At 67.0% G+C, this 24,786-nt stretch carries 23 protein-coding genes and 3 pseudogenes; 7 read left to right on the forward strand and 19 right to left on the reverse strand.

Features of this window, described 5'->3' with window-relative positions; translation table 11 throughout:
• The first annotated feature begins 172 nt into the window (after nucleotides 1-172).
• Both ACH34R_RS19155 and ACH34R_RS19160 read left to right on the forward strand, forming a co-directional pair.
• Nucleotides 173-1,405 carry a PLP-dependent aminotransferase family protein gene (locus ACH34R_RS19155; protein WP_397562925.1) on the forward strand — a complete coding sequence of 411 codons (1,233 nt, stop codon included), beginning with the start codon at nucleotides 173-175 and terminating at the stop codon, nucleotides 1,403-1,405.
• Between the two features lie 289 nt (nucleotides 1,406-1,694).
• Entirely contained in the window at nucleotides 1,695-2,657 is a 963-nt protein-coding gene (locus ACH34R_RS19160; RefSeq protein WP_397562800.1) for a D-alanine--D-alanine ligase, read from the forward strand.
• Nucleotides 2,658-2,819: 162 nt separating this feature from the next.
• Here ACH34R_RS19160 and ACH34R_RS19165 read toward each other — a convergent pair whose 3' ends face one another.
• From ACH34R_RS19165 to ACH34R_RS19175, 3 genes are all read right to left on the reverse strand, one after another.
• Nucleotides 2,820-3,077 carry a hypothetical protein gene (locus ACH34R_RS19165; protein ID WP_397562801.1) on the reverse strand — a complete coding sequence of 86 codons (258 nt, stop codon included), beginning with the start codon at nucleotides 3,075-3,077 and terminating at the stop codon, nucleotides 2,820-2,822.
• Between the two features lie 393 nt (nucleotides 3,078-3,470).
• The gene (locus ACH34R_RS19170) at nucleotides 3,471-3,794 is read right to left on the reverse strand and encodes a hypothetical protein (protein ID WP_397562802.1); all 324 of its coding nucleotides are present in this window, start codon (nucleotides 3,792-3,794) and stop codon (nucleotides 3,471-3,473) included.
• Nucleotides 3,795-4,088: 294 nt separating this feature from the next.
• Nucleotides 4,089-4,274 carry a hypothetical protein gene (locus tag ACH34R_RS19175; protein WP_397562803.1) on the reverse strand — a complete coding sequence of 62 codons (186 nt, stop codon included), beginning with the start codon at nucleotides 4,272-4,274 and terminating at the stop codon, nucleotides 4,089-4,091.
• Between the two features lie 1,447 nt (nucleotides 4,275-5,721).
• Here ACH34R_RS19175 and ACH34R_RS19180 point away from each other — a divergent pair.
• On the forward strand, nucleotides 5,722-6,210 hold the full coding sequence (locus ACH34R_RS19180; RefSeq protein ID WP_397562804.1) for a GNAT family N-acetyltransferase: 489 nt from the start codon (nucleotides 5,722-5,724) through the stop codon (nucleotides 6,208-6,210).
• 660 nt (nucleotides 6,211-6,870) lie between these two features.
• Nucleotides 6,871-6,939: pseudogene (locus tag ACH34R_RS19185) on the forward strand (hypothetical protein); the annotation flags it as partial.
• A gap of 380 nt (nucleotides 6,940-7,319) precedes the next feature.
• On the opposite strand, the gene ACH34R_RS19190 reads toward ACH34R_RS19185, so the two are convergent.
• Complete coding sequence (locus tag ACH34R_RS19190) at nucleotides 7,320-7,493, reverse strand: hypothetical protein (protein ID WP_397562805.1); 174 nt, start codon at nucleotides 7,491-7,493, stop codon at nucleotides 7,320-7,322.
• 209 nt (nucleotides 7,494-7,702) lie between these two features.
• Nucleotides 7,703-7,897 (reverse strand): annotated as a pseudogene (locus ACH34R_RS19195) (transposase); the annotation flags it as partial.
• A 312-nt stretch (nucleotides 7,898-8,209) separates the two neighbouring features.
• Between ACH34R_RS19195 and ACH34R_RS19200 the strand changes: the two are divergent.
• Entirely contained in the window at nucleotides 8,210-9,256 is a 1,047-nt protein-coding gene (locus ACH34R_RS19200; RefSeq protein WP_397562806.1) for a threonine aldolase family protein, read from the forward strand.
• 210 nt (nucleotides 9,257-9,466) lie between these two features.
• Here ACH34R_RS19200 and ACH34R_RS19205 read toward each other — a convergent pair whose 3' ends face one another.
• From ACH34R_RS19205 to ACH34R_RS19230, 6 genes are all read right to left on the reverse strand, one after another.
• On the reverse strand, nucleotides 9,467-10,072 hold the full coding sequence (locus ACH34R_RS19205; protein WP_397562807.1) for a plasmid pRiA4b ORF-3 family protein: 606 nt from the start codon (nucleotides 10,070-10,072) through the stop codon (nucleotides 9,467-9,469).
• 310 nt (nucleotides 10,073-10,382) lie between these two features.
• Nucleotides 10,383-11,855 carry an NF041680 family putative transposase gene (locus ACH34R_RS19210; RefSeq protein ID WP_397562808.1) on the reverse strand — a complete coding sequence of 491 codons (1,473 nt, stop codon included), beginning with the start codon at nucleotides 11,853-11,855 and terminating at the stop codon, nucleotides 10,383-10,385.
• 84 nt (nucleotides 11,856-11,939) lie between these two features.
• A complete protein-coding gene (locus tag ACH34R_RS19215; RefSeq protein ID WP_397562809.1) occupies nucleotides 11,940-12,518 on the reverse strand; it encodes a transposase in 579 nt (192 codons plus the stop codon).
• 46 nt (nucleotides 12,519-12,564) lie between these two features.
• Nucleotides 12,565-12,798: a transposase gene (locus tag ACH34R_RS19220; protein ID WP_397562810.1), complete on the reverse strand. Its 234-nt coding sequence runs from the start codon at nucleotides 12,796-12,798 to the stop codon at nucleotides 12,565-12,567.
• A 13-nt stretch (nucleotides 12,799-12,811) separates the two neighbouring features.
• Nucleotides 12,812-13,750, reverse strand: coding sequence for an IS630 family transposase (locus tag ACH34R_RS19225; protein WP_397562811.1), 939 nt, complete (start codon nucleotides 13,748-13,750; stop codon nucleotides 12,812-12,814).
• Nucleotides 13,747-13,971 (reverse strand): helix-turn-helix domain-containing protein, encoded by a 225-nt coding sequence (locus ACH34R_RS19230; RefSeq protein ID WP_397562812.1) that lies wholly within the window; start codon nucleotides 13,969-13,971, stop codon nucleotides 13,747-13,749. The genes ACH34R_RS19225 and ACH34R_RS19230 overlap by 4 nt, the downstream gene beginning before the upstream one ends.
• Before the next feature lie 75 nt (nucleotides 13,972-14,046).
• Between ACH34R_RS19230 and ACH34R_RS19235 the strand changes: the two are divergent.
• Nucleotides 14,047-14,184, forward strand: a pseudogene (locus tag ACH34R_RS19235) (transposase); the annotation flags it as partial.
• A gap of 399 nt (nucleotides 14,185-14,583) precedes the next feature.
• Here the strand turns inward: ACH34R_RS19235 and ACH34R_RS19240 are convergent.
• From ACH34R_RS19240 to rpmH, 8 genes are all read right to left on the reverse strand, one after another.
• A complete protein-coding gene (locus ACH34R_RS19240) occupies nucleotides 14,584-15,579 on the reverse strand; it encodes a ParB/RepB/Spo0J family partition protein (protein ID WP_397562813.1) in 996 nt (331 codons plus the stop codon).
• 101 nt (nucleotides 15,580-15,680) lie between these two features.
• Nucleotides 15,681-16,601 carry a ParA family protein gene (locus ACH34R_RS19245; protein ID WP_111169115.1) on the reverse strand — a complete coding sequence of 307 codons (921 nt, stop codon included), beginning with the start codon at nucleotides 16,599-16,601 and terminating at the stop codon, nucleotides 15,681-15,683.
• Nucleotides 16,602-16,809: 208 nt separating this feature from the next.
• Complete coding sequence (gene rsmG / locus ACH34R_RS19250) at nucleotides 16,810-17,493, reverse strand: 16S rRNA (guanine(527)-N(7))-methyltransferase RsmG (protein ID WP_397562814.1); 684 nt, start codon at nucleotides 17,491-17,493, stop codon at nucleotides 16,810-16,812.
• 1,902 nt (nucleotides 17,494-19,395) lie between these two features.
• Nucleotides 19,396-19,920, reverse strand: a complete 525-nt coding sequence (locus ACH34R_RS19255) for a protein jag (protein ID WP_397562815.1) — start codon at nucleotides 19,918-19,920, stop codon at nucleotides 19,396-19,398.
• Nucleotides 19,921-19,962: 42 nt separating this feature from the next.
• Nucleotides 19,963-20,925 (reverse strand): membrane protein insertase YidC, encoded by a 963-nt coding sequence (gene yidC, locus ACH34R_RS19260; protein WP_397562816.1) that lies wholly within the window; start codon nucleotides 20,923-20,925, stop codon nucleotides 19,963-19,965.
• Nucleotides 20,926-20,929: 4 nt separating this feature from the next.
• Complete coding sequence (gene yidD, locus ACH34R_RS19265) at nucleotides 20,930-21,232, reverse strand: membrane protein insertion efficiency factor YidD (RefSeq protein ID WP_111169113.1); 303 nt, start codon at nucleotides 21,230-21,232, stop codon at nucleotides 20,930-20,932.
• A gap of 17 nt (nucleotides 21,233-21,249) precedes the next feature.
• Nucleotides 21,250-21,621 (reverse strand): ribonuclease P protein component, encoded by a 372-nt coding sequence (gene rnpA / locus ACH34R_RS19270; protein ID WP_397562926.1) that lies wholly within the window; start codon nucleotides 21,619-21,621, stop codon nucleotides 21,250-21,252.
• Between the two features lie 109 nt (nucleotides 21,622-21,730).
• On the reverse strand, nucleotides 21,731-21,868 hold the full coding sequence (gene rpmH, locus ACH34R_RS19275; RefSeq protein ID WP_111169104.1) for a 50S ribosomal protein L34: 138 nt from the start codon (nucleotides 21,866-21,868) through the stop codon (nucleotides 21,731-21,733).
• Nucleotides 21,869-22,479: 611 nt separating this feature from the next.
• On the opposite strand from rpmH, the gene dnaA reads away from it, so the two are divergent.
• Nucleotides 22,480-24,417 (forward strand): chromosomal replication initiator protein DnaA, encoded by a 1,938-nt coding sequence (gene dnaA / locus ACH34R_RS19280; RefSeq protein ID WP_397562817.1) that lies wholly within the window; start codon nucleotides 22,480-22,482, stop codon nucleotides 24,415-24,417.
• Nucleotides 24,418-24,786: the final 369 nt, after the last annotated feature.

Here is a 24,786-nt window from a genome sequence, read left to right on the forward strand (position 1 = left end):
ATACGGCTCCCCCCGATAGGCCGTCACAAAAGGTGACGTACTCTGGTTTTCTCCGGCACTTCGACCGAGGAGGTGGACCGTGACAGAGGATACGGATCACGGTCAGACCAGCGCGCCCCAAGGGTCGCGCATCGACGCCTACGTCGATCGGTACGCAGCACGAGCTACCGGGATGGTCGCCTCTGAGATCCGAGCTCTCTTCGCCGTCGCGTCGAGGCCCGAGGTGGTCTCGCTCGCCGGCGGCATGCCGTACGTCACGGCTCTTCCCCTCGACTTGATCGGCGAGCTGATCGCCGACCTCGTGGCCCGGCGCGGTTCGACCGCGCTGCAGTACGGCTCAGGCCAGGGAGACCCGCACCTGCGCGAGCAGATGTGCGAGGTCATGCGGCTTGAGGGCATCGAGGCGGACCCGAGCGACGTAGTGGTCACCGTCGGTTCACAGCAAGCACTCGATCTGCTCACCCGGATCTTCATCGACCCCGGCGACGTGGTGCTCGCCGAGGGCCCGTCCTACGTGGGCGCCCTCGGCACCTTCGCCGCCTACCAGGCGGACGTCGTCCACGTCGCGATGGACGACGACGGCCTCAACCCGGCCGCGCTGGCCGAGGCGATCGAGACGCTGGCCCGCCAGGGACGGCGTATCAAGTTCCTCTACACGGTCCCGAACTTCCAGAACCCGGCCGGCGTCACCCTCAGCATGGCGCGGCGGCGCGAAGTGCTCGACGTCTGCCACCGCGCGGGCGTGCTCGTGATCGAGGACAACCCGTACGGCCTGCTCGGCTTCGACGGCGACCCGCTGCGGGCGCTGCGCGCCGACGACGCGGACGGCGTGATCTATCTGGGATCGTTCTCCAAGACGCTGGCACCGGGGTTCCGGGTGGGGTGGGCGCTCGCGCCGCACGCCGTACGGGACAAGCTGGTGCTCGCGATGGAGTCCGCGGTGCTCTCGCACTCCTCGTTCGCGCAGCTCGCGGTCGGGCAGTATCTCGCCACCCAGCCGTGGCGCGAGCAGATCAAGTCCTTCCGCGAGCTGTATCGCGAACGCCGGGACACGATGCTGAGCGCGCTTGAGCAGCTCATGCCCGCCGGATGCTCCTGGACCCGCCCTGCCGGCGGGTTCTTCGTCTGGATGACCCTGCCCGAAGGGCTCGACTCCAAGGCGATCCTGCCCCGCGCGGTCGCCGAGCGGGTCGCGTTCGTACCGGGCACCGGCTTCTACGCCGACGGACAGGGCGCCGGGCACATGCGGCTGTCCTACTGCTATCCGGAACCGGAACGCATCAGGGAGGGCGTCCGCCGCCTGGCCGGCGTGATCGAGCAGGAGACGCTCCTGCACGAGACCTTCGGCACCGGCACCACTCCCGGCCGCGCCGGGGTCCACACGCCGGGCCCCGACCTCGCCTGACCCGTAATCCGTACGGCCGGCCACCCCGGTGGCCGGCCGTACGCCGTTTCAGATACCCGGCCGAGCGAGGGCTCTTGTCGACATCCGCTCACAACCCGACCCACTTTGGCCTGACTTGACCACAGACGCACCTCCCCCCTCCACCTGGCCGCAGGCGTTGGGCTAACCTGTCCTGCATCCGCTGGCAGGTTCGCGACGCCGGCGCGCGCATCATCTGCCCGTGCGGCACCGACCGTGCCGCGACGCTTTCTCCGGAGCCTCGGTTCGAGACTCCACGCTGGAGGGACCTATGAGCGATCTCGGCCACGTGCTGGTTCTCGCCGGCGGGCTGTCGTACGAGCGCGAGGTCTCCCTGAAGTCCGGACGCCGGGTCAGCGAGGTCCTGCGAGCCGGAGGCATCGACGTCGAGACCCGCGACACCGACGCCTCGCTCATCCCCTCCGTGCTCGCCGACCCGCCCGACGCCGCCTTCGTCACCCTGCACGGGGGCTCCGGCGAGGACGGCGCCATCCGATCGGTCCTGGAACTCCTCAACGTGCCGTACGTCGGCGCCGGCCCCGAGGCATGCCGCATCGCCTTCGACAAGCCCAGCGCGAAGGCGATCATCAAGGCGACCGGACTCAGCACCCCCGATTCGGTGACCCTCCCCAAGGAGACCTTCCACGACCTCGGTGCCACTGCCATGCTGGAGCGCATCATCGACCGCCTGGGCCTGCCGCTCTTCGTCAAGCCCGCCCGTGGCGGCTCCGCCCTCGGAGCCTCACTCGTCCGTACCGCCGAGGAGCTCCCCGCCGCGATGGTCGGCTGCTTCGCCTACGGCGACACCGCCCTGATCGAGCGCTACGTCTCCGGCGTGGAGATCGCCATCTCAGTCGTCGACCACGGCGACGGCCCCAAGGCACTCCCCCCAGTAGAGATCGTCCCGGACGCCGGCGTCTACGACTACGCCGCCCGCTACACGGCCGGCCACACCGAGTTCTTCGCCCCGGCCCGCCTCTCCCCCGCCGCCACCGCCGCCTGCGCCGAGATGGCCGTCACCGCCCACACCGCCCTACGCCTCCGCGACCTCTCCCGCACCGACCTCATCGTGGACTCCGACGGCCACCCCCACTTCCTCGAAGTCAACGTGGCCCCCGGCATGACAGAGACATCCCTCTTCCCCATGTCCGTCGAAGCCTCCGGCCAAGACCTCGGAACCCTCTGCCGCACCCTCCTCGAATCCGCCGCCTCCCGCCCCCGATGTTCCACGTGAAACATCGGGGACTTACCAACCAAGCAAGCCCTCAAAGCTCCCCTACAGCGGACCACTTCAGCGATAACAATCACCTGCGTGCGCCACATACCCACGCGCACCCCTGCGCCCTCACCCCGCCGCCTCCCCATCCCCCGCACAGGCTGGTGCGTACCGCCCACATCACCACCCAAGACCTGCCCTGAACTTCGCCCCGACCGGGCTACTCATCAGGTGAACCCCAGCCGCTCCCACCCTCGACGTACGCCAGGCCTTGACGACTATCGAGGGGACCCCCCGATCCCACCGCTCCCCGTCGGCCTCGGCCGACATCAACGCCTCGGCCATGGTCTTCACCATGGAGCGCAACATGTCGGGGTCATCGGTCTGTAGTTGCTGCGCGAGCCACTGCGGGGTGGGCACACTGCTGTCTGCGGCCATCGTCGTTCTCCTTCGATCTTGATGTGAGCATTCGAAGGATCACGCGATGGCCGACTTCATGTCGTGCCGCCACGCTTGTGACCTGGTCAAACTCGTACACCACTTCCGTGGACGCAACCTCCCCGCGGCCCACCAGGCGGCCCCTATCTAATGCTCTAACCGCATTGGCCGGGTCAAGCTGTACTTCAACCCTGAATTACGCATCCTGGCCCAACCCGATCGGGACCCACGGGCCACTACGACAGCTCGCCATCACCAACTCCAATCGCCCAGCCACACCATGCATGCCCGAGCCCGGCGCACCTGCCCTCGCGGCTCAACGCCATGAGTGCGGGCACGCCCGCAGCGAGAAGGGCACCCGCGGGATGACGGCCTCTCCCCCTGCGGCCTGACCTACCGCGCAGCTCGCAACGCCGACGCGATCTGGACGACATCCAGATCGACGACGACCTCCTCCGTCTCCCACACGCCACGCGAGGAGATCGCCAGGCCGATCAAGGCCAGCTCAGCAGCATCATCACGCAGCTCGCGCTCTTCGCGACTCTCCTCACCGACCTCAGCCAGTTCCTCACGCTCCCAGGCAGCGACCGCCAACTCAGCCACAGAGCGCGGCAACCGCACGGCAACCCGGCTCATCTGAGGATCGAGATGAGCCCCGACCACCGCCAGCACAGCCCGATCCTGCCGGTACCTCACGTACTGCTCGCGTTCTTCCACAAGCCGAAGATACTCAGGCCTGAACGAGGCACCGGGTCCAAAGCCGGCGAACGTACGCGATCAGCGCACTACAGAGGTTGAAGACCAGGGTTCATTGGGGCCTTTGGTGGCGACCAAGCCTGCGTGAGCAAAGAAGGCGTCCGACAGGCTGGATCGGTACTGCACCCGCTTGGGCCGGGTGTGGACTATCGCGGCGAGCTGATCAAGGGTGGCCGGGACCAGGTTGCCCAGGCTGCGTTTGAGGTGGGACCACACCCCCTCGGCCGGATTGAGCTCGGGCGCATAAGAGGACAGCTAGAACACGGCCGACCAGGGACGAGAGTCGATCAGGCGGCGCATCAACACATCCCAATGGGCGATCAGGTTGTCCCAGATGAGCACGATCGGCCCGCCGAGCTGCCGATGGGCAGCACCGAGCAGGCGAGCATAGTCGGCCTCGCGAAAGCCCTTCTCCCCGCGTCGGCCCCGATACCACCGCATACGGTGGATCAGCCGGGTGCGATGCCCAGGACTGCGGCATAACAGGTCGACTATCGAGACGCGCCCGGAGCCTTTGCCAGTGACGGTGATGACCGGGGTGGACCCCCAGCGGGACCAGGTACGGGCCTTCGGCGGCCTGGGCGAGTGACCTGCCTCGTCCTCGAAGCAGATCCACGCGCCCTGGTCTCGATGCCAGCGCTCGCCGCACCGTGTTCCGGGAGATCTCCAGCCGCCGGACGATGGCCTTGACCAGCATCCCTTCGGCCCGCCATCAATATCCCGTCTTCCGGCCGATCCCCACAATCCGACACGCCTCGACTGTGCCCACGCCGTCCAGGTTCAACTGCCAGTACTGCGACTCCAGATCGAGCCGCCCCTTCTTGCCTCGCCTTGCCACCAGCCCCCCTTAATGATCATGGATGTTTGCGGCAAGTACTAGAACCCGTCAGCCTGTAGGGGGTCAGTTTTCAGGAAGCGGCGATAGTACCCCCACTGTGGCCCTCGCACCGCCGCCAAGAGCCCTCCCCCGGCCGGGAAGTTCCTCTAGAGCTGGCTCGGCCTAGGACTGCACGGCGGCTACATCGGTTGCCAACGTCGGCCCCTGCGCCCCTCAGCGCACTTTTCGCGCCGCCCACCACCCTGCGGCAAACCGCCCTACCGGCCACCCCATCACCCGATCCAGGCTTACGGCCTCCCCTCTGGGCCTTGGACACATACTCAAGACGAACGAGGGTCGATCTCAGCCTCAGAAGAGCCAGACGGCGGCCCGGCCCAAGCATCGACCACACGTCCCAGATCCTGCACAGCCCACCGACCCCGAGGACAACCCTCACGATGTTTCACGTGAAACATCGTGGCGTGAGGCAGGAGTACCTATCGCAATGCGGGCTTATGGGTCGTCATGAGCACCACTGGCTACGGTTACAAGCTAGGTGAGATACCCCGAGCGAGGCCGGGGACTCGGCCGACCCACAGGTTACGTCCACCGAAGTGACGTACGGGTTTGGCCACGTCACAAGCGCGACTCCGGTGCATGAGAACGGCCATCGCAGTTCAAGATCGAAGGAGACCAGCGATCGTCGGGGACAGCAGCGTGCCCGGCAGCGAGCGGCCCGTACAGCAACTCCAGGCCTACGACCCTGAGCTTCCGCACCTCACATGACCGAGCCGTTGATGTCGGCCGGGCCGGCACCCTGTGCGGCGGCCCCTTACGGCGAATGCAGCACTGAGCAGACCAACCGACGCAACGGCCACCACACCCGAGCGGGACGCCCGCGCTGGCATCATCGACCTGACACTCCCCAACCCGCGAGCCAGCCCCCACAGTAGGGCCCGCCCTGTAGACCAGGTGATCGATGAGGCAGCAGGCGGTCCGGGGTACGCCAAGCCACCTCGACGGCTCGAAACTCGGTTGCGGCCCGTACCCGGTTGACCCATGCTGGCGACCATGCTGATCAGAGAGGCGACCCCGCACGACTGGCCCAGGATGTGGGCATTCATGGAGGGCATCGTGCGGGCCGGTGAGACGTTCTCATGGGATCGGGACACCCCCGAATCCCTCGCCAGACAGATGTGGTTCCCAAAGCCACCAGGCCGCACCTTCGTCGCCGTAGAAGCGGATGGAGCCATCCTGGGCACCGCCAACAGCGTCCGTAACCACCGTGGCGGCGCTGCGCACATCTCCAGCGCGAGCTTCATGGTCGATCCGACCCACTCCGGCCAGGGAGTCGGCCGGGCCCTCGGCGAGCATGTCCTGGACCAGGCACGTAAGGACGGCTTTCGAGCGATGCAGTTCAACGCCGTCGTGGAGACCAACACCAGAGCGGTCGCACTGTGGAGGTCACTCGGCTTCGCAGTGATGACCACCCTCCCCGAGGGCTTCCACCATCCGATTCACGGCTACGTCGGACTGCACATCATGTACCAGCAGCTCTGAGTCACCTCGCACGTAGGGCCAGTCCATCTTCCGGCCCTCGCTGATCCAGACATGCATTGCGGGAAGCGGTCTTCAGATCACCTGATAGTGAGCCCTTTTCATCCCCAAGTCCCTGGTCAGGGGCGGTAAGCAAGATGCCGTACCCGCATGACCAGGCGTCCTGCCGGGCTATCAGGCCCGCCCCGAACTCGACGGAGGCACCCCTGACCTGGTGCAAGCAGCCGGTTGAAAAGGGTTCAGCGGCCGACACGGATCGAGGCGACATCGAAGGTGTCGTCGTAAATGACCTGACGCTTGTCGGTCGATAGGACCACCACAGGCTGGAGCTTGTTCACGCACCAACAGCGACACCGTCCTGATCGAGTGCCGGATCTCCGATGTAGAGATCGCCATCTTGGTTGTCGCGTGGTGATGGCCTCAGGGCACTCCCCCTGTGGAGCGGCATAAGGCACGGGTGCCAAGGCCTGTTTCGTGGATCAAGGGTTGATCTGACCTTCGATCCGGCCTTTCCTCAAAGCATGGGCAGGCGCTTCGAGCTGACCGATGACGAATGGGACGTGATCGCGCCGCTGTTACCGCCGATGTCTCCTCAGCCTCGCGGCCGCCGACACGATCACCGGCAGGCCCTGAAGAGGATCGTCTGGCGGGGTACGGACCGGCGCGCCCTGGCGGGACACGCCCGAGCGCTACGGCCCCTGGCAGACCCGGTACAAACGGTTCGCCCGCTGAGACACCGACAGCGCCTGAGCCAGGATCGAGCAACACCTGCAGATCCCCACCGATACGGCCACCACTCTGCACCACGACGCACAGATCGACTCCAGCATGGTGCAGACCCACCAGCACGCGGCGGTCGCGCCAAAAGCGGCTGCCCGCTGGAGGCATGCGGCGCGGCCACAAACGCTCACGCACTCACGAGGCGGGCTGACCACGAAGACCCACACGATTACCGACAGGCGGAGCCGCAACCTGGCCACCCGTCGTGTCCCCGGGCCAAGACGCCGGCCCCCGGCAACTCCCATCCTGCTCGGCCGCATCCGTATCCCCAGCTCGGCGGAATCACCCGGCCGTACAGCCTGACCGGCGACAATGCCTACAACTCGGCGCTGCTACACCGCCGCCACATCCAGGCCACCATCACCCAGCCGCATGACCAGGCCGCCCACCGACGTGCCAAAGTCCGATGCGGTGGCAGGCCACCCGCTATCGATCGCACCCGCTACCAATGGCACAACCAGATCAAACACCTGATCAACCAGCGCAAGCAGTACCGTGCCCTGCACACCCGCTAGCGGGCCGCGATCCCTATCGCCAGCATCATGATCTGGTTACGCGCCCGACCGGACCGGACCCGCCCCTGATCCAGGAAACACCCCTACCGGTCACCTACCTGGAACCCGGCAAATCGTCCTCACCAACCACGCCACACACCAGAACCAGTTCCGCCCCCAGACCAGATCCCGAGACCCATGGAGTTCCTAACGCAATGAGGCCAATCGGCCAGGCGTCTCCAGCAGGTCATTCCCGAGCCGTAGCCGAGTTCCTGCGGGACGTGCTCCCAGGCGATCCCGGTGTGCAGCACGAACAGGATGCTCTGCAAAGCCAGTCGGTCATCGAGCCGCTTGCGGTCGGGGTGACGGAACCGCCGCCGGTGTTCGGGCGGCAGCGGTTTGATCAACGCCCACAACTCGTCGCTGACTTCCCACGGCCTTCGGCTTGGCCACCCGCACTCCTCCGGCTACAGCGACAGGTCAAACCACAACAGAGATCATTCTGTTAGGAGCTCTTAGCCCGTCGCTCCAACAGCTCAGGGGCAGCCCGCCACGCGCCGCCAGAGTCACATCCAAGTTCGGCCCTTTGCCCCCGGGCAGCGGCAACGTCAGCGGCAAGCGTTGAGCGGGCTTCCGGCTCTGGAGGCACGCCTCGGGATCGAACCTCGTCGCCTGGCTAGATTCGCCCCGCGTGCTGTGGTGCGATCTCGTCGCCGTAGCCTAGCGACGTGGCGATCGGATCCGTTTATCCCAAGAGCTTCGCCAGCGACAACCACGCTGGCGTTCACCCCGATGTGCTGGCGGCGATCTCCGAGGCGAATGTCGGCGATGCCCCTGCCTATGGGGACGACCGGTGGACCCACGACTTCGAGGAACGGGTCAAGGATGCGTTCGGAGGCGATGCGGTCGGGTTTCCCGTCCTCAACGGGGCCGGGGCGAACATGGTGGGTCTGGCCGAGATGGTGGGGCGTTATGACGCCATCATCTGCCCCGACACCGCTCACATCGTCACCCATGAAACCGGGGCGAGTGAACGCCTGCTGGGAGTCAAGCTGCTCACCGTGCCCACCGAAGACGGCAAGCTCGTTGCCGGCGACATCGAGGCCCGCCTCGGTGCCGTAGGGATGGCACATGAGCCGCAGCCGCGGGTGGTGTCGATCTCAGAAGTGAGCGAGCTCGGCACCTGCTACAGCCCCGACGAGATCGCCGCACTCGCGGAGGTGGCGCACGGCAACGGCCTCCTGCTTCATATGGACGGTGCCAGGCTGGCCAACGCCGCCGCCTATCTCGGTTGCTCGCTCCAGGCGATCACCACGGACGTCGGCGTGGACATCGTGAGCTTCGGGGGAACCAAGAACGGAGCACTGGCGGCCGAAGCAGTGGTGGTACTGCAACCGTCGCTCGCCACCGGGATCCCCTTCCTCCAGCGGCAGTCTCTGCAGTTGGCGTCAAAGACCCGATTCATCTCAGTACAGCTTTCCACGCTGCTCTCCGACGACCTGTGGCGAACGAATGCCGCCCACGCGAACGCGATGTCCCGCCGCCTGGTCGACGGAGTCGCCGATGTCCCAGGGATCAGCATCCACTACCCGGTGCAGTCCAACGCGGTCTTCGCAGCACTGCCAGAGGACGCGATCACATCGCTACAGGAACAGTTCGCCTTCCACGTCTGGAACACCTCCGAGGGCGTCGTTCGGTGGATGACCGCCTTTGACACAACCCCCGACCACGTGGATGACTTCCTGGCGGCCATCCGCAAGGCCATGAGCGTCTGACACCGAGCCCTATGTTCCACGTGAAACAACGAACACCTAGCAGCCGCCTGCTCCCCTAGCGACCCGAAGCAGGCGTCAAACCATCTCATTTGATGTCTCGATGCGCGCAGGAAAGGCTTCACCCTGCCCCGAAGAGAACGCGGGCCCGCTTGGCAGCAGATTGGAAGTCGCGCAGCCCTCAGCCCTGCAAACGGTCACGGGGCAGAGGGATTACGCCTCCTCTTGGGAGGTCGCCGAGGACGGCCGCCACCTGGAAAGGGCACTGTTCGTGGCGGCCAGGTCAAAGGCCGCCGGGTCGAAGCTACCGGCTGATGTCAGACCAAGCCACCGCAGCCTTTCCCTGTGCTCGTCATGGTTGGGATCGGCGATGATCTCCAGCAGGTAGCCATACCCCCAAGCGCCACCACAGTCTTCGGGTGGACAAGCGCGTCGTCCGGCAAGGCAGCGCGGGTAGGCGATATCGGGTGCGGCCGGGGCGACGGCTTGAACCTGAATGGTGTGTTTCCAGTTGTCGCCGAAGTCATAGGTGTATTGAAATCGGTCTCCCACTGCGGGCACGACCTCGTGGAGAAGTACGGCCGATGCGTCGGCTATATTCAGCTCAGGATCGGTGATGCCATGCCGGCCCAACGGGCTTTCGAAGACCCACATATGGTAGTCCTCCCAGCCGAACGCGACCTGCACCACCTCATGCAGGCCGCGCAGCGTGATAGCCGAGGGAACCTCCAACCGCCGCCAGATCGGTGGCCGGATCCCATCCAGGGAGACCTTGATCCGATGGATCATCGCGCCATCCGAGGTGTGTCGGGAGACCATGACAGCATCTTGCCGGATCGCTTACCAGGCCATACAAGCAACAGCAGAACCGATCTTTCGATCCTGGTGATCGCTAGGCCGGCCCACCCAACATATCTGGATACATCAGGACGCCCAGCAGGCCGAGGCTTTGCATTCCACGGTCGTCCCTCCCAACGAGAGGCCGGAACGATCGCCGCGCCTGACGACTGCCGCGCCAACCACCGCGGCACCCACCCACTGCGAGCGCACCAAAGCCGCTGACCCTATCCCCGAAGGAACGTTACGAGGGCCCGTTTTACCGACCGCATACCCGGCACTAGCTTGATCTTTAACCTGTGCGTCGAGGACGTGGGTTCGCCGATTTCTTCGTCGCCGACTTCCGGGCCGGGGTCTTCCTGGTGGTGAGACCTGTAGCGGTGTAGACGTCGTGGCGTGGAGCGGGTTGGCTGTTGCGGCGCCCTGATGGCCGTCCCGGTCCTGGCCGGGAAGGTTTCGGTGCCTGGGCTGGACTGAGCGTCTTGGCGCGCAGGTGCCGAAACCCTCGACGAACGCGAGCGGGTGACAGACGCTGCGGGGATGCAGGCTCCCCCCAAGGACGGCGTAGGTCGGCGGCCAAGGGACGGGCCAGCCGGAGTTGGGTGTAGACGGCCAGGATCAGCCAGGTCCAACGATCAGCTGCCCGCGGATCGCGGATCTTGGGACAGGTCCAGCCGAGGGTCTGCTTGAGCAGGCGGAAGGTGTGCTCGATGTCGAAGCGGCGCAGGAACGCCTGCCACATCCGGTCCACCTCGACCGCGGTGGCGTCCACCTGGGACCACCACAGCCACACCGGCTTCGGAATCGCCCCGCTGGGCAGATGGTCCACCTCCAGACGGATCACAGTGCCCTCGATCATCGGCAGCTCAGCCGAATCTGCCCAGGCCGCACGGCGGGTCAACCGCGGGTGCAGCCGATCCCAAGCCCAGGCGGCGGCGCGCCCGTACAAGAGGGTCTCAGCCTCGGTGGCCACGTCAGGCTCGCCCCAACTGCCCCGGTCACCGAAGACGAACTCGCCCCCATGACGCGGCGGCCGACCATTGGTCCCCGGCACCCGCGCCGGGGCCGCCCGGCGCAGCACCCGATCCGAACGCATCCTGGCCAGGATCTGGATGGGCAGATCACGCAACAACCATGCCAAGCGCGGCCCGTCATAACCCGCATCGGCCACGATCAGGATGTCGGGGTCACCGCACTGCCAATGCCCGGCCGCCATGAGCCGCTCGACCACCTCGCGCAGCTGGGCGGCGGTCACCACGGCCAGATCATCCCCCGGCGCCAGCCGAAGCGCATCCAGCGGCGCCGTCCACGAGCTGCGGCCCGTCTCCAACGCCACCACGAACGAGTACGGCCAGCCCGGGATCATGATGTGCTGGCCCTTGCCCCGCCCATAGGTGTGGCACAAGATCCGCTCCGGCGAGGTGTGCGCGTCCGGCCGCAACCAGCACGTCACATCCACCGCCAGCACCAACCGCCCGTCTGCCGCTCTGGGCAGGGACACTGTGCTCAACGCCCGACGCAGCCGCCCCACGTCGAGCCGGCCCCGATCCAACGCCGCATACAGCGACCCATGACCTCGACGGTGCTCACCGACCAGGGACAACTCCACCAGCGAACGCACGGGTCCATCGCTGCATAACACCGCCTCGGCCAGCTCGAACATCGCATCGGCCCGCGCGGTCAGACAGCCGTAGAACTCAGCCCGGAATCGCGTCAGCTCCCCCCATGCATCAACCGGACATAGATCAGGCACACTAGTCACCACGACAGCCCTTGGTTATGGATCTTCTTCCCTCGACAAGAAGAATGATCACCCAAGGGCTGTCTTGTTGAGAAATCTGGCGCGGCTTCACCAGCCACCAAGGTTAAAGATCAAGCTAGAGGGTGTCCGAAAAGTCATGATCGGCATGCGCCGAGCCGATGCAGAATCAACAGGCAGGCAGCCGCGTAGATCACGCTCTCCGAGGTGGGTGATCAGGTACTCGTAGTCCCGCGACAGCCTTCGATAACGGCCCAGCCAGGCATACGTTCGCTCCACTACCCAACGCCGCGGAACCACCGCGACCCTCGGGACCTCACGAGGCGGTGCGCCCTTCTTTGCCCAGGTAGAGCACATGCCGCCATCGCGGCGCACTACGATCTGCACGCTCACCCCGAGCTCCTCCCGGGCCGCAGCCGATGAAACGCTCGCCGCGGTATCCCTGATCAGCCCACAGATGTCGAAAACGAGGAAAGCCACCGATGTCCGGGACAGCACCACCATCGCGCCCTCCCGATCACCGGCGCTGGTAGGACTGACGCAGGCGCCCAGCAAAAGCCCCAACCTGTCGACAAGCAGATGTCGCTTGACACCCAGTACGTTCTTCGCTCCGTCGTAGCCGTGCAGCCCGCCGCGTTCGGTACCGCGTACGCTCTGGGTGTCGATCACTCCGGCGCTCGGTGTGGGATCACACCCGTGCCGAATCCGTTCGCGCTCACGCACGCACCGCCAGGACCTGCTCCCAGCGGCCCTCATCACGCCGCGCGCGCCAGTAGTGATACACCGTCTGCCAGGGCGGCAGGTCATGGGGCAATAATCGCCAGGCGCAGCCAGTACGCGATTGCAAGATCGGACGGCCACCGCTTTTCGGCGCAGGGATCAACGGCTCCAGTAGAGCCCATTCTGAGTCGGTCAGATCGGTGGGGTAGGCACATCGATGCTGAGACATGGGGCCTCCCACCTCAGCACCTCACACCATCCCAGCCAGCCGACCAGCCCCTCGAAGGACAGCTTTTCAGACACCCTCTACAGAATTTGAAAGGCCAGGGTTCATCACAGGCCCTGGCGATGACTAAGCCTGCGTGAGTGAAGAAGGCGTCCTGAAGGCTGGATCGGCGCTGCATCCGCCTGAGCCGGGTACGGATCAAAGCGGCGAGCTGATCGAGGGTGGCGGGGGCCAGGTTGCCCAGGCTGCGTTTGAGGTGGGAGCACACACCCTCGGCCGGGTTGAGTTCGGGCGCGTAAGAGGGCAGGTAGAACACGGCCGGCCAGGGGCGGGAGTCGATCAGGCGGCGCATCGGCGCATCCCGGTGGGTCATCAGGTTGTCCCAGATGAGCACGATCGGCCCGCCCAACTGCTGATGGGCGGCATCCAGCAGGCGGGCGTGGTCGGCCTCGCGAAAGCCCTTCTCCCCGCGGCGGCCTCGATACCGCCGCATACGGTAGATCAACCGGGTGCGATGTCCGGGTCTGAGGCATAACAGCCCGGCTATCGAAACGCGTCCGGAGCCCTTGCCGGTGACGGTGATGACCGGGGTGCATCCCCGGCGGGACCAGGTACGGGCCTTGGGCGGCCTCAGCGATTGGCCTGCCTCGTCTTCGAAGCAGATCCACGCCTCCTGGTCCCGGGCCGTCTTTCCACGCTCGGCCAGGTCTCCTTGATCCAGGTGGCGATGGCCTCCTCGTCCCGTTCGACCGCCCGGCGCCGGGGGCACCTGCGGGCTCCAGCCGAGCCGGTGCAGCAGGTAGGAGGTGCCGCGCAGGGTGTAGGACACCTGGAACAACCGGTCGATCAGCACGGTCACCCGCGCCAGCGTCCAGCGCTGGTCCTCGGCCCACCCGCAGGCGGCCGGACCGGCGTCCAAGGCATCCTCCAGACGCCCTGCCTGCTGCTCGTTCAAGCGGCAGGACAGCCGCCGGCGCCTTTGGACCGTAGCGCTTCCAGTCCGCCGGACAGCCAGGCTCGACGCCAGGCGTAGGCGGACTTACGCGACACTCTCAGCCGTCCGGCGACGTGCGAGGGCGCAACGCCCGCGGCGAATAACTCCCCGGCGTGCATGCGCACCTGCTCGCGCTTGGCTCTGGCGGCCGGGGTCAGGCCACCACCATCTGGATACCGCATACCACCGGCATACTCACCGACCGGCAGAAAAGCATGCAACTACGCCGATACACCTCAACTCTTCAACCTCTGTAGCGGACCCGGGGGTGGGACACCAGCGCTGGCGCTATCGACCTGGCCGCGCCCAAGCTGCGGGCCGGTTCGTACTATCCGGACTGGCTGTTGGAACGCCGCCGCCGCGCTGAACAGGCCCCGATCAGTGTCGTGGCCACCAGCTCCGATTTCGGCCGCACCGAGCCAGCGGGCCGGGGCAGTGGAGGATCAGTGTGGGCCGCCACACCAGATCGCCACGCTCCCCCAGCCGCCCGCGGCAGGGTGCGCAAGTTCGGCTGCGGCCTCCCTGGCAGTGCCACCGCCGCAGCATGGTTCAGGGGTGGTGTGTTGCGGCAGTCCCGAGATGCGCGGCCCGCCGCTACCCGGGCGCTTTGCGGAGCCGATCGGCTGGCCGACTCCGTGCGAGTTGCTTGTGGGCTTTCGATGGCGTCACTTGATCGGGAGGCCTTGGTCCCACCGGCTGACCAATAGGTAACGCCGGAAAGCCCCTTGAGGCGAAGCGAGGATGGATCAGCGATGTCAGCGGGTGTGTTTCACGTGAAACACGTGCAAAGTGGATCAGTCGTCAGTGCGGATGGACTTCACGGCGTCGGGGGCCATGGTGTCGATGATGCGTTCAAGGTCGTCGATGGTGGCGAACTCCACCACGATTCGCCCCTTGCGGGTGCCGAGATCGACCTTCACTTTGGTCTCGAAGTGATCTGAGAGACGTTCGGCGAGGTCGCGGAGTCCAGGTGTGGGTGTCTTCTTCTGGGGTTGCTGGCGGGGAACGGGGGCGGAGGTGGCGTCACCGAAGGCGACGATTTCTTCTACTGATCGCACGGATAGGCCCTCGGCCACGATCCGGCGGGCCAGGTGGTCCTGTGCGGCGGGGTCGGTGAGGGTGAGCAGGGCCTTAGCATGGCCGGCGCTGATCAGGCCGGCGGCCACCCGCTTCTGGACCTCCGGGGAGAGATTGAGCAGGCGCAGTGTGTTGGTGATGTGCGAGCGGGAGCGGCCGACCCGCTGGGCGAGCTGTTCGTGGGTGGCGCCGAAGTCGTCGAGGAGCTGCTGGTAGGCGGCCGCTTCTTCGAGTGGGTTGAGCTGCTCGCGCTGCAGGTTCTCGATGAGGGCGTCACGGAGAAGATCGTCGTCCTGGGTCTTGCGGACGATCGCCGGGATCTCGGTCAGGCCGGCGTGCTTGAAGGCACGCCATCGCCGCTCCCCCATGATGAGCTCGAACTTACCGAAAGGGGCGGGCCGGACCACGATCGGCTGGAGCAGCCCGACCTCGGTGATCGAGGCGGCCAGTTCCCTCAGGGCGTCCTCGTCGAAGATCGTGCGTGGTTGGCGGGGATTGCGTTCGATCGCATCGACCGGAATCTCCTGGAAGTAGGCACCTGGTACCGGTGCCGGGCCTGGGGTGTCGATCCCGCCGTGTCCCGGCGGGGATACGACCGCGACGGCCCCGGCCGGTACTTCGACCGGGGAACCGCCCGCCGGGCCGTCCACGACAGGGCCGGTCGGGATGAGTGCCCCAAGCCCTTTGCCCAGTCCGCGTCGCTGCTGCGCCACTACAACTCCCTCATCCGCCCGCCCACCAACGGGCCGCCCATTCCTGCGAGGTTACCGCTGCGCCAGCCGGGCTCACGACGAGACGCGTGCCCCACTTTCGCCTATGCCTGTATGGCGGCGGCGCGGTACGCGATCTCGCGTGCCGCGTCCATGTACGCCATCGCACCGCTCGACCCTGGGTCGTACGTCATGACCGACTGGCCGTAGCTGGGTGCCTCTGATACCCGCACGCTTCGAGGGATGACCGTGTTCAGCACGGTATCGCCGAAGTGTGACCGGACCTCGTCCGCGACCTGCGACGCCAGGCGGGTCCGCCCGTCGTACATCGTCAGCACGATCGTGGAGAGGATGAGGTCCGGGTTGAGATGGGCCCGCACCAGGTCGACGTTGCGCAGCAACTGCCCGAGCCCTTCGAGCGCGTAGTATTCGCACTGGATCGGGATCAGCAGCTCGCGCGTGGCGACCAGGGCGTTCACCGTCAGCAGCCCGAGGGACGGCGGGCAGTCGATCAGGATGTAGTCGAGCTCGATGGCGTCGAAGGCGGCAATGGCACGGCGCAGCCTGGCTTCACGGGCGACCAGTGAGACGAGCTCGATTTCGGCCCCCGCGAGGTCGATCGTGGCGGGGGCGCAGTAGAGGCCCGGCATTTCCGGGACCTCCTTGACGATCTCGGACAGCGGGCGGTCGCCCACCAGCACCTGGTAGACGTCAGGGACGTCGCCACGGTGCTCGACGGACAGCGCGGTGGACGCGTTGCCCTGCGGGTCGAGGTCGATCACCAGAACGCGCTGGCCGTGCATGGAGAGAGCAGCGGCGAGGTTGACCGACGTGGTGGTCTTGCCCACCCCGCCCTTCTGGTTGGCCACGGTGATGATCCGTCGCTCTTTGGGGCGCGGCCAGTCGCCGTTTGAGGGCCTGGAAGCCGTGGCTGCGGGCGCTGCCGCCGCCGTCTGGGTCGTCGGTGTCGTCTGGGGGGCCGATGTTTCACGTGAAACCACTGAGCTGAGTGCCTCTCGTACCAGCGGCGAGTCGCCGGAGCTAAGCGGAGTGTCGGTCACCGTCGTCCTTTCGACCGGCCGGGCAGCGGCAGGAGGATCCGGCGCGGACGACCTTCCCCCGGAACCTTCCCTTAGGGAGAGCGGCCAGCCCAGACCGGAACGATGCCCGGACTCCGCGGCATCGCCGCCGCTCGCCGGCCAGCCAAGGCCACTAGCCGTACGGGCCACGACGTCACCTCTTCCGTCTGCGCCGAGGGTCGCGCCGACCTCGCCCGGGCGGACGGCCGGCGACCACCCGGACGAGAGTTGCAGGCGGCTCGACCTTACCGTGCCCGACCGCGACAAGCTCGGCCCTCTCGGCCCCGCATGCACGTAATTGCGATTCGGCCTCGGCCAGTTCGGCCGCGGCACGCTCCCCCTTCATCGCGAGCAACTCGCCCCCTTGGTGCAGCAGGGGCATGGACCAGGTCAACAGCCGCTCCAACGGGGCGACGGCACGGGCGACCGCGACCTCGAAGGACCGTTCCCCGGCCAGCTCCTCGGCGCGGGCGCGGAGCACTTCGATATTGCCGAGCTTCAGCTCGGCGACGCACTCCTCCAGGAAGACGACCCTGCGCAGCAGTGGCTCCAGCAGCGTCACCGAGATGTCCGGCCGTACGATCGCCAGCACCACGCCGGGCAGCCCGGCACCGGAACCAATGTCCACGACGTGCACGTCACGGGGGATGGCCTCGGCGACGACGGCGCAGTTCAGCAGGTGGCGATCCCACAACCGATCGACCTCCCGCGGCCCGAGCAGCCCGCGCACCACGGCGGGGCCGGCGAGCATTCGGGCGTATGCCTCGGCCAGGGGCCATGCGTCATCGGCGAACACCTCACGGGCCACGGGGGGAGGAAGGGGCGCGTCAGCGCTCATGGTCACTCCCCATCCGCATGCCGCCGCTCCAACGGGCTCGCACTGCTGCCCTCCCCTTCACTTCCCGGACGGCCATGCGCCTCGTACACCCGCCCACGACTCGCGTCAGGTGACGGTCCGACTTCCGCCGGCATTTGCTCGACCCGATGACCATATCCAGCTTTCGTCCACGCCACTGACGGCACGCCGCTGCCTGTGGATAACTCGGCCGCCGCACGCGGAAAAGTCTCCATCTAGGCTAACGGTCCAGATCGATCAACAAACCCGGGCGATCGCCGCATCCCGCCTGTGGACAGAGGGCAGCCGCGAGATGGACTGGGGATCACGGTCTTCGGGCGGTCATGGTTCGCTCGCCATGGTGACGGCCTGTCCACCTGTTCAGGTGGTGACTGAGGAGGCCGCCGCCATGCCTGGGGGCCAGGGCCGGATGTCAGGCGGGCGGCATAGCAGTACCTATAGATGGGGCCGGGGTGTCGGTTGCGCGGCTCGTCCCCATTGGGGCCCTTCACAGGGGGCGTGCAGTGCTTTGGGAGGTGCTCGCCGTACATGGATCTGCGATCGGATGCGAGGCAGGAACGTCGGCGGGCCGGAGACCGGATCTCCAGGGCGAGCGGCTGAACCGACATATCGTTTCCGCCGAGCCGGTGGTCATGCCGGTGGTCTGATGGCCGCCTACCCGCAGTGCCCGAGGGGCCGGCGGCCGGGCGAGCCCAAGTCCCGCATGATCGCGGTGATCCGGCCGGCTGTTGGGGAGTCGCCGCGCGTGCTGATCCAGGCCGACGCGGGTGACACCGGCCGCGATGTCGAGGCAGTCGGATGTCACCTGCGGGCGACGACCTGGAGATCGCCTTCAGCCGTACTGATCGCTCGGCGGGCCCGGTTTGGGAAGGGCGAGTCGGTACGGCCGCCTCGGTGGTGGGACCAACGTACGTGACGGTGCGGCCGAACACGACTCCGTACGGCTGGGCTCGCGGGAGAGATCCGCGCTGCGGCCGGGTACCGCGACTAACAGGCTGGAACGCAGGACGGAGGTAGCGGTAGGAGTCCGCACTGGCTGTACCGGGCGGGACAGCATGGTGCGGCGATGCCCGACCGGACACCGCGTCCTATGGCTGACGCGACGGGGAGATCTACACTGCGCGCCGGCCGTACCCACCCTCAGCAGTGGTGAGCAACCGAATGCCACGCCGTATGACTGGATGCGTAGGACAGAGGCGGCGGTAAGCGATCTACCACGACCGGCCGTACCGCCCTACGGCCGCACCTTACGGCCGGATCGCAGGACAGAGGCGACGGTAGGAGATTCACATCGCACCCGACCAAGCATCGAAGCGCACAGCAATACCGCGAGGGAGATCCATACCACGGTCGCTCGTACCCGCCTTTAGCGATGGTGATCAGCAACGCGGCAGCGCGGCCGAGTCCGCGCCTTACGGCCGGATCGCAGGACAGAGGCGACGGTAGGAGATTCACACCGCGCCCGACCAAGCATCGGAGCGCACGGCAATACGGCGAGGGAGATCCACTCGACGGCCGGCCTTCCGCCCTACGGCGGTGGGACCAGCGACGCGGCCGAATGCCGGACCTTACGGCCGGATCGCAGGACTGAGGTAGCGGTAGGAAATCCGCACTGGCTGGATCGGGTGGGGCAGTGGGGGCGGTCGAGTGGCGAAGCGTACGGCTGGGTGCGCTGGTGGGAGCCGCGCTGCGGTCGGCTTAGCGCTCTCGGCGTGAGTGTGGCGGAACACAGCCGGGGAGATTGACGCTGCGGTGGCCCTGCCGGGCTCAGGGTGCGGGTGTACGGCGATGGGCTGGTGGATGTTCGCAGGCGAGGTGGGGTGGGCCGCCGTAAGTGGGGTCCGCGCCGGGGCCGGGGCCCCGGGCGTGGTCCGTGGGGTTGGATCAGGCGGGCATGACGACGACGAAGCGGTTGGGCTCCTCGCCCTCGGACTCGCTGCGCAGGCCGGCCGCCGCGACCGCGTCGTGCACGATCTTGCGCTCGAACGGGGTCATCGGCTGGAGCGGCTTGGGCTCGCCGCTGCGTTTGACGTCGTCGGCGATCTTGACGCCGAGCTTGGTCAGCTCCGCCCTGCGGCGTTCGCGAAAGCCGCCCACATCGAGCATCAGCCGGGAGCGTTCCCCTGTCTGGCGGTGTACGGCGAGCCGGGTCAGCTCCTGAAGAGCCTCAAGGACCTCCCCGTGCTTGCCGGTCAGGTCGCCCCCCTTGACCTCCACCACCGATACGACGGCCCGATCGCCTTCGACGTCCATGTCGATATCGCCGTCGATGTCGGCGATATCCAGCAGTCCTTCGATGTAGTCGGCGGCGATCTCGCCTTCCTGCTCAAGCGCCACGAGATCCGGAGCGGTCGCGGTGGGGGTTCGCGCCGTCTCCTGTTCGGCCTCGGCCTCGGTCACGTCCGGCATCTCCTTTGTGGTGTCGGGTCGCGAAACGGACCCGGCCTGCTGCTACGACTTCTTGGTGCCCGTGCGCTTGCTGCGCGCCTGCCGGGTGGGCTGGTTGCGCACCACCTTGGGCTGAGGCGGCTCCGGCGGCGCGTCCTGCTCGGCCTCGGCCGTGGCCTTGGGTTTGCGCAGCTTGCTCAGCAGGCTCGGCTTGGGCTCCGGCTCGATCAGCCTGCCCTTGTCGTCGTACGTGGGCATGGGGTTGCGGCTGTAGAACCAGTGCTGCTGACCCAGCGTCCACACGTTGGTGGTGACCCAGTAGAGGATCAGACCGAGGGGGAAGTTCAGGCTGAAGACGGCGAACAGCGGCGAGATGTACATCAGGATCTTCTGCTGCTGCACCATCGGGTTGTTCGGCATCTGCAGCATCGACCGCTGCACGCTCTGCCGTACCGTCAGGAAGGTCGTCAGCGAGCTGATCGCGACGAAGAGCACCAGGACGATCTTGCTGATCACCGGGTCGGCGTTGAGCTTGACGAGGTCCGCGCTAGTGGTCCAGAACGTCGCGGGGATCGGCGCGCCGAAGATGTGCGCGTTTCTGGCGCTCTGCACCAGCTCGGTGGTCATGCCGAACTTCGTCTGGCCCTGGGCCATCGCGTTCAGCACGGTGAACATCGAGATGAAGATCGGGAACTGCGCGACGAGCGGCAGACAGCCGCCGAGCGGGTTGGCCCCGCCCTCCTGGTAGACGCGCATGACCTCTTGGTTCATGCGCTGCTTGTCGTTCTTGTACTTCTCGCGCAGCTTCTGAACCCGCGGAGCCAGCTCCTGCATCTTCCGCGACGAGCGCATCTGCTTGAGGAACAGCGGGAAGATCAGCAGCCGCATCGCCACGGTCAGCGTGATGATGGTGAGCGCCCAGGTGAGGCCGCTGTCGGCCGGGAGGAAGCTGCTGTATCCCGTGTGGATCCAGGTGATGACGGTCGCGACGGCCTCGTAGAGCCAATTCAGCCAGGACAGCTCCACCGAACTAGCTCCCTTGCTTTTCGTGGGGTCGGATCGGGCGGGAAGGCACGGGGTCGACGCCTCCAGGATGGAAGGGGTGGCAACGCCCGATTCGCCGGATCGTCAGCCATGAGCCGCGCAGCGCGCCGTGCACCGCGACCGCCTCAAGGCCGTACGCACTGCACGAGGGATAGAACCGGCAACGCGGGCCGAGCAGTGGCGAAACGAAGGCACGGTAGAACCGGATCGGACCCATCAGGATCCGGGCGGCGGGGCTCGCCGCGGCGGCCTGCTCCGCCGTGATCACGCCCGTCGCCGCCTGCGCCATGACGCTCGGTCGGTCGCTCATCGATGTCCATCCGTCCGGGCCTGTGGGGCAGGCCCTCGCCGCCTGAGTAAACGATCCAGCGCGGCGTCGAGTTCGGCGGCGAGGTGCTCGATCCGCGCGGACGCGGCCGGTGGATTGGCGCGTACCACCAGCAGGCTACCTTGCGGGAGCCGATGCAGACGGTCTCGCATCAAGTGTCGCAACCGGCGCTTCACCTTGTTCCGGACGACCGCTCCCCCTACCGCGCGGCTCACCACGAACCCCACCAAAGGCGGACTATCGCCATCAGGCTCCACGTCAGCCCGCGTCTTCAGGTGCGCGACCAACGTAGGGCGCCCCGCGCGACTCCCCCGGCGCACGGCCGCCGCGAACTCCTCGCCACGGCGCATGCGTGATCGGGACGGCAGCACGATCAGACCTCCGGCAGGTACGGCAGTCGCCCACCGGGGAGTCCGCCCGGCGGGCGACAGGACACGCTTACCTGGCCCGGCGAGCGCGTCAGACCGCGAGCCGGTCGCGGCCCTTGCGACGGCGGGCGGCCAGGATCGCGCGACCCGCGCGGGTGCGCATGCGAAGCCGGAAGCCGTGGGTCTTCGCGCGACGGCGGTTGTTCGGCTGGTAAGTACGCTTGCTCACGACTGGACTCCAGGCTTCGGAAACGCGCCTCGCCGACGGGCGTAGACGCCTGACACACACATGGTCTGGTCGCCGGCATGGCTACGGGCATGACAAAGACCGCCGCGCATGGGCCGACCGTCGTACGTTACGGGCACGGCACGCTCCAGGTCAAACCGAACGCCCGGCCCCGCGGCGAACCGTGCCCCCGGGCCGCCGGCCGGAATGTCGTGGCCAGCGGTTATCCACTAATCCACAGGCACGTTTTCCACTGGGGCCACGCCATCCACAGCATGTGCACCCAGCCTCGTCTCTGCTGCCACTAGGCTGTGGACAACGTCTTGAACACAGATGTGGACACGGCTACCACCGGTCCTCGGGATCTCCCTTCCGTGCTGCCCGGACGCTGCCCGAACGCGGCCCGGCGGCCACTCGAAGGCGACCAGCGGGCTGTGCATACATTGTGGATTCCCTGTGGATCTCCGGTGGAGGACCTGCCATCGGCAGGCTGTGGACACAGGGGAGCGCGCCGGGTCGCCCGCACTGAGGCGTCCGGCACCGTTGTGGATAACACACCGGTGTGGACGGACCGATCGCGGGGGCCCTGGCTGGAAGGGAGTGGAGCCGAGACCATGGACGGTGTCGATCTCGACACGGTGTGGCGCCGTGCGCTGGGCAGCATTCTCGACGGCGACGTGCCCGTCCACTACCGCGCCTGGCTCTCCATCACACGCCCTCTCGGCCTGGTCAACGACACCCTGCTGCTGGCCACCCCGAACGAGTTCGGCAAGGACGTGCTGGAGAGCAAGCTGCGCCCGCTGATCGCGCACGCGCTCTCCCAGGAGTTCGGCCGGCCGATGCGGGTCGCGGTCACGGTGGATCCGTCGGCGGCCGACTCCGACGACGAAGGGGCGCGCTCCGGCGACTATCCGCAGGGGCGGCAGCAGAGTTATCCCCAGGCCGGTGGACCACCGCACGGCTATGGACAACCCACGGATTCCCAGCACAGGCAGGGTCTGGAAGGTCAGCCCCGGTACTCGGGCGCGCCCGCCCATCCACAGTTGTCCACAGATTTTCCACAGCACCGGCCACAGGATCAGCCGGGCCGTCCACAGCCTCCGGCCCCTTATCGGGACGAGGCCGCCCAGCCGTTCCGCCCGCCCTCGGGCGAACCGCAACGGACCGAACCACCCCGCGGCGACGGCCGGTCGGATGCCGGCTACGGCGCCGGCCAGCCGTACGGCGAGGCCCACGACCAGCAGCGTGACCAGCAGAGATACGGCGAACCAGGCCCCTCCTTCGACGGCCAGAGCCGGTTCGACTTGCCCGCGTCCTTCGGTGAGCAGGCGCTGCCGTACACCGGAGAGCAGCGCCCCTACCCGGGCGACCAGCTCCCGTACACCGCCGAGCAGCAGCCCCCGCCCGAGCAGGACCGGCCGCAGAGCCATCCACAGGGCGGACGCGCACAGCCTCTTCCACAGGCTTCACCGCCGCAGCACCGCTGGGAGAACCGCGGAACGCGCAGCGGCGAACCGGCCCGGCTGAACCCCAAGTACACCTTCGAGACCTTCGTCATCGGCTCCAGCAACCGGTTCGCGCACGCCGCGGCCGTCGCGGTCGCCGAGGCCCCGGCCAAGGCGTACAACCCGCTGTTCATCTACGGTGACTCCGGCCTGGGGAAAACCCACCTGCTGCACGCGATCGGCCACTACGCGCAGAGCCTGTACGACGGCGCCCGGGTGCGGTACGTGAGCTCGGAGGAGTTCACCAACGACTTCATCAACTCGATCCGCGACCACAAGGCCGACGGCTTCCGCAGCCGCTACCGGGCCGTGGACATCCTGCTCGTGGACGACATCCAGTTCCTGGAGGGCAAGGAGCAGACCCAGGAGGAGTTCTTCCACACCTTCAACACCCTCCACAACGCCAACAAGCAGATCGTCATCTCCAGCGACCGCGCGCCCAAGCAGCTCGTCACACTGGAGGACCGGCTGCGCAACCGCTTCGAGTGGGGCCTGATCACCGACGTCCAGCCGCCCGAGCTGGAGACGCGCATCGCGATCCTGCGTAAGAAGGCCATCCAGGAGGGCCTGGCCGCGCCCGGCGACGTGCTGGAGTACATCGCGTCCCGGATATCCACGAACATCCGGGAGCTGGAGGGCGCGCTGATCCGGGTCACCGCGTTCGCCAGCCTGAACCGGCAGTCGGTGGACCTCCAGCTCGCCGAGGTCGTGCTGAAGGACCTGATCACCGAGGACTCCAGCCCGGAGATCACGGTGGCCACGATCATGGCGCAGACCGCCGCGTACTTCGGGATCTCGATCGACGACCTGTGCGGCGGGTCGCGCTCGCGGGTGCTGGTGACGGCCCGGCAGATCGCGATGTACCTGTGCCGCGAACTCACCGACATGTCACTACCCAAGATCGGCCAGCAGTTCGGCGGGCGCGACCACACGACCGTCATGCACGCGGACCGGAAGATCCGCTCGCTAATGGCCGAGCGCCGGTCGATCTACAACCAGGTCAACGAGCTGACCGGCCGGATCAAACAGCAGTCCCGTGATGCCTGACCGCTTCCTGTACCACACGATCCCCGGTACCGGCGCACACCATACACAGCCTGTGGATAACGCTGTGGATCAGTCGCGAATGCCCTACTTGGCCGGTGGGACAGGGGGTTTGGGCGTCGGCCCGGCCCGATCGGCGGCCGGAGCCTCACTTCCCGCCCTGGGGATAACTCTGGGGACATCCTGGGGAAAGGTTGTGGACGACTCGTGGACAACCTGGGGATGGCCTGTGAACGGGTTGGCAACGAGAGCGCAAACCGGACACCTACCCAGTGGAAAACCCGTGGAAACCTTGTGGATAGCCAGTGGACAGAGACCCCGTCGCCTGGGGATGGCCTGTGCACAGTGGCCCGTCATCCCCAACCGAACAAG

The organism is Spongiactinospora sp. 9N601 (genome assembly GCF_044326295.1).
Taxonomy (GTDB): Bacteria; Actinomycetota; Actinomycetes; order Streptosporangiales; family Streptosporangiaceae; genus Spongiactinospora; species Spongiactinospora gelatinilytica.